General features: G+C 54.4%; 5 protein-coding genes. All 5 read right to left on the bottom strand.

The genetic code is table 11. From position 1 onward, the window contains the following. Positions 1 to 205: 205 nt before the first annotated feature. Positions 206 to 511 carry a hypothetical protein gene (locus tag IEW18_RS21510; RefSeq protein WP_110980641.1) on the bottom strand — a complete coding sequence of 102 codons (306 nt, stop codon included), beginning with the start codon at positions 509 to 511 and terminating at the stop codon, positions 206 to 208. 428 nt (positions 512 to 939) lie between these two features. Continuing rightward, positions 940 to 1,434 (bottom strand): replication/maintenance protein RepL, encoded by a 495-nt coding sequence (locus tag IEW18_RS21505; protein ID WP_110980639.1) that lies wholly within the window; start codon positions 1,432 to 1,434, stop codon positions 940 to 942. Between the two features lie 507 nt (positions 1,435 to 1,941). Further along, positions 1,942 to 2,487, bottom strand: coding sequence for a hypothetical protein (locus IEW18_RS21500; protein ID WP_110980638.1), 546 nt, complete (start codon positions 2,485 to 2,487; stop codon positions 1,942 to 1,944). A gap of 29 nt (positions 2,488 to 2,516) precedes the next feature. Beyond that, positions 2,517 to 3,440, bottom strand: a complete 924-nt coding sequence (locus tag IEW18_RS21495; protein WP_229728904.1) for a relaxase/mobilization nuclease domain-containing protein — start codon at positions 3,438 to 3,440, stop codon at positions 2,517 to 2,519. A gap of 35 nt (positions 3,441 to 3,475) precedes the next feature. After that, on the bottom strand, positions 3,476 to 3,764 hold a 289-nt coding region (mobC, locus tag IEW18_RS21490), incomplete at its 5' end, for a plasmid mobilization relaxosome protein MobC (protein WP_188559953.1).

Genomic DNA, 3,764 nt, shown 5'->3' with positions numbered 1-3,764 from the left:
GCGAACGGGTTTTCCGAATTTCGCGAAGCGCGATTCGGAAAACACATCTTGCGTATCGTTCCGTATCGTTCTTTCGGACCATTAAGCTACACCTTTTTCCCCCACTGCCCCTACGTCTGGCACTCTTACTTTTCCCTCACATTTCCCCCCATCATCTTAAAAAGCCCTGGCCTGTGGGGAGCATAGTTCATCTTCTTACCCGCACCTACTCGTCCTCGTCCAGTTCCGGCCATCGGTACTCCATCTGCTGACGTATGGAGTGGGCCTGCTTCTGCTCACCCCAACTCAGCACCTCTATCCACGTCGGCGGAACCCGGTCCCCAAGCTGGGCTGTCTCATATGGGTGAATCAGGTACACCGACTTTATCCGGAACCCTTTGCGTAAGAAGCGCAGCAGTAAATCGGCCGCGTGCCCTCCTTGGTACACCGAGTAGTTGAACAGCTTATTATCTGTTTTACCATCCGGTCCGTCTGCGTAGAAGCGGATAGAGTACAATTTCTTTTCAGACATCGAGGGTGCCGAAATTGTGGATGTATGTCGTTCCCAGTCGGCCTAGTTTGGCAATTATTAAAGCCTTGCCCGAATTGAGGAACTAGGCTGTAGCGGAAAAACGTGTGATTCTGTGCCATATACGATGAATGAATAGTTTCACAATTATACATAATCATGTATAATTTACCATAGTTTTGTATAATTAATAATCGCCCACTTTTGGGTATGCCCGTGAATCAAGAAAATATAGACCACCTGCGCTCCTGGCTTACTCCAGAGCGGTTAAAGTATATCAACTGTTCAGCTCTCGACCGGGCTGCTGGTCGCCCACCGGGAACCCTTTCCCGGTTCGCGGCCGCTCAGGCACACGTTACCCTGCGCTATGTAGGGCCGGAAGACTACTATCCCTACCTGGTGCTACTAGGCTACCAACCGCCCAAAACGGCCTAAATTGACCCGTTTTCGCTGTTTTTTATGCGTTTTTGTGCTCTTTTCTTCGGCTGGGCATGGCCTACAAGTTGGGTGCTGAACAAGGGCTTATCCTGCTCGGCCTCGGAAATGTAGACTGCTGCATCGAATAAGGCGTAACGCTTACCGTTAGCATCTGATTTCCAAGCTATTTGTGAATTAACAGCATAGATATTAGTACTACCTGATTTGAATACGGCTAACGCTTTTTTATTCTTCAGATGAGTAACTGCATAATGGACAGTAGTTCTGCTCATCCCTAGTGCCTCTCCCAACGCCATTTGACTGACTACAAGAGCATTCCGGTTATCCATATGCTGAAATAACCAGAGAAGAACTTTTCCGGCTGACTGATTCTCAGCCATTATTTCAATTACAAGCGGAATCTTGTCTTCGTATAATTGGACAAAACCACTATTCACCTTGGTTACTTCCCCGGTTTCAGGGTCGATGATATTCTTCTCGTGGGCCATGTTTTAGTGTTCAATATGAGTGTGCATTGTTGTTGCAAACGTAAAACAAAATTCCAAATTATCTTTACATCATGTTCAAAATTTTAAGCTAATTGTATCAAACGTGTTCAGTAGCTATTGAACACCTATGTTCAATACCATTGAACACGTTTGAAAAATAAAACATTGTTAATCAATAACTTATATACTTATACTTCTTACTCTTTCATAACCGCACCGTTTGGCTTGCTTTGCTACTCTCGTGGGTGTGTTTGAATGTGAATGCTCTTAGGATTCCTGAATACTCAATTGCAGATTATAAATACCCTCTTTCTGCACAGTTAAGAAATTGAACTATCCCACCCACAAGGCCGGGTTTTTTAAGATGTGTAGCTTTGCTCTGTCAGTCCTTACAGGTGTGTGGGACTGACAGGGCGGGTACACTTCCTGCTTCACACCTACTGCAACAGAAAGGGGGTACCGACAATTTGCCGGTACCCCCCTTTCGATTGGGGCGGTAGGGAAAAACTACTTAGTGGGGCGGTGGAAGGTCTTGCGCGTTAGAGCTGGGTTAGCCTTGTTTAGCCGTAAATAGCCCGTTATCAGCCAATCGTGCTGGCTCCGCTCTTGGCGCAAGGAATCCCGGTAGGCTATGGCAATGTTAGTTACCTGTTGGTCATGCTTGTCCCGTTCGCTCTTTGCCTGCCAGGCATACACGGTGGCCACCGTCAGCCCTAGCACGAGCACAACCACCCCTAGCAGCAGCCGCCAATCCGTAAAACCCCATACCTGGCCCACTACGGGCACTTCCTTGGGTATCCGGCTGACGACTTGTTCAAGCTGCTTAGTGCCCGTAGTGAGCGTATTTTCGACCTGTTCCGGGGTGGTTAGGTGCGGCTGGATGCGCGCGGCTACCCCCTTGTAGTCAATGGTAAACGTGGGAGCCTTGCTGGCCTCCTGCAGGAGCTGCGCTACCTGGGCCTGGCTCACGGGCTGGCCCTGCTCCTGCACCCGCTTGTATAAGGCCTCAATGCCCTTGCGGATGGCGTTGATGTCGTCAAAAAGTTCTTGCATTGCTTCTGTTCGTGTGAAATGGTGTCGTGTTATCCTATGCTCAGGCCCTTATCCTGCTCCCTATCGGGTGTTTGCCCCCGCTGTTGGCCCTGGGAGAGCTTAGCGTAGGCCGCGGCCAGCTTAGCCAGGGCGTAGGCGTCAGCGGCTTGTTTTAGCCCTGCTGCGGGCTGCTGGCCCTGAGATTGGGTCTGTTCCTGCACCCTGGGTCGGTCAAAGCCCGCTTGCAGATTACCGGCGCTGTATTCGCGGCCTACCTGGCTACCCTTCACCCGGTGGCCCTCGTGCGTGAACACCACCCCGGCCGGGCTGCCGTCCTTGCGCCGGGTCAGCTCCAGCCCGATGCCCCGCTTGCCCAGCTCAGCCCCCAGCTCGTCGAAGCTCCGCACCTGCCTGGCCGTGTAGCTCAGCGCCCGCCCGATGTCGTGCCGGGCTCGGCTCCAGTCGGCCGACTGCTGCTCGTGCGGGCTGCTGGCTTTCGCCTGGGCCGGGGTCGGGCCGATTTCCCGCGCCTGCTTGCGGCCCACCTGGTCGGCCACAATCAACCCGTACTCGGCCTCGATGCGCTTGCACGCCTCCACGCTGCGCGACCGGCTGAACTGGTCGCTGATGGTCTGCCCGTCCAGGTCTACCCGGTTTACCACCAGGTGCATGTGCGGGTGGGCTTTGTCGTGGTGGCGCACCACGGCCCATTGCGTGTTCTCCGGGTCAATGCGCATTCCCCGTAGGTAGTCCTGGGCAATGCGGCCCATCACGGTATTATCTAATTTTACTTGCTCTTCGGCCGGAAAAGCCAGGGCCACGTGCAAAACGGCCTTTCCCAGTCCGGGCCGCATGGCCCGCACCGCGTCAAAGTCCTGGGCCATGTGGGCGGCGCTGTCCGTCCGTACTCCGTGCGCGGCAATCACCTCGGCTCCCTGTTCGGGGTGCTTTTCCTGCAGTACGTACTGGCACATAGCCGGAAAACTCTTGTTTACCTTCACTTTCCCTATCATGTCGCATCGGGGGCTAGGGTGTTCAGCAAGGCGTGCATCTGCCGGAGAACGACCACCACGGCGGCCCGGATATCCTGGCCCTGGTGGCCCTGCTTGGTGAGCTGGTTCAGGTTGGCCGCCATGCCGGCGAGTTGGGCCAGCTCCCGCGCTTGCTCGGGCGTGCGCGGGGCCGGTAGCCGTGTGGCCGTGTCCTGGCTCAGCCACACGGCCCGCAGCACCTCACCCTGGCTACGGTTGAATTGCTCGGCCTCCCGGTTCAGGCGGACGTGCTCGGCATCAGTCAGC

The organism is Hymenobacter glacieicola, assembly GCF_014640315.1.
In the GTDB taxonomy this organism is placed as follows: domain Bacteria; phylum Bacteroidota; class Bacteroidia; order Cytophagales; family Hymenobacteraceae; genus Hymenobacter; species Hymenobacter glacieicola.
This window is presented reverse-complemented; position numbering and strand designations above follow the sequence as displayed.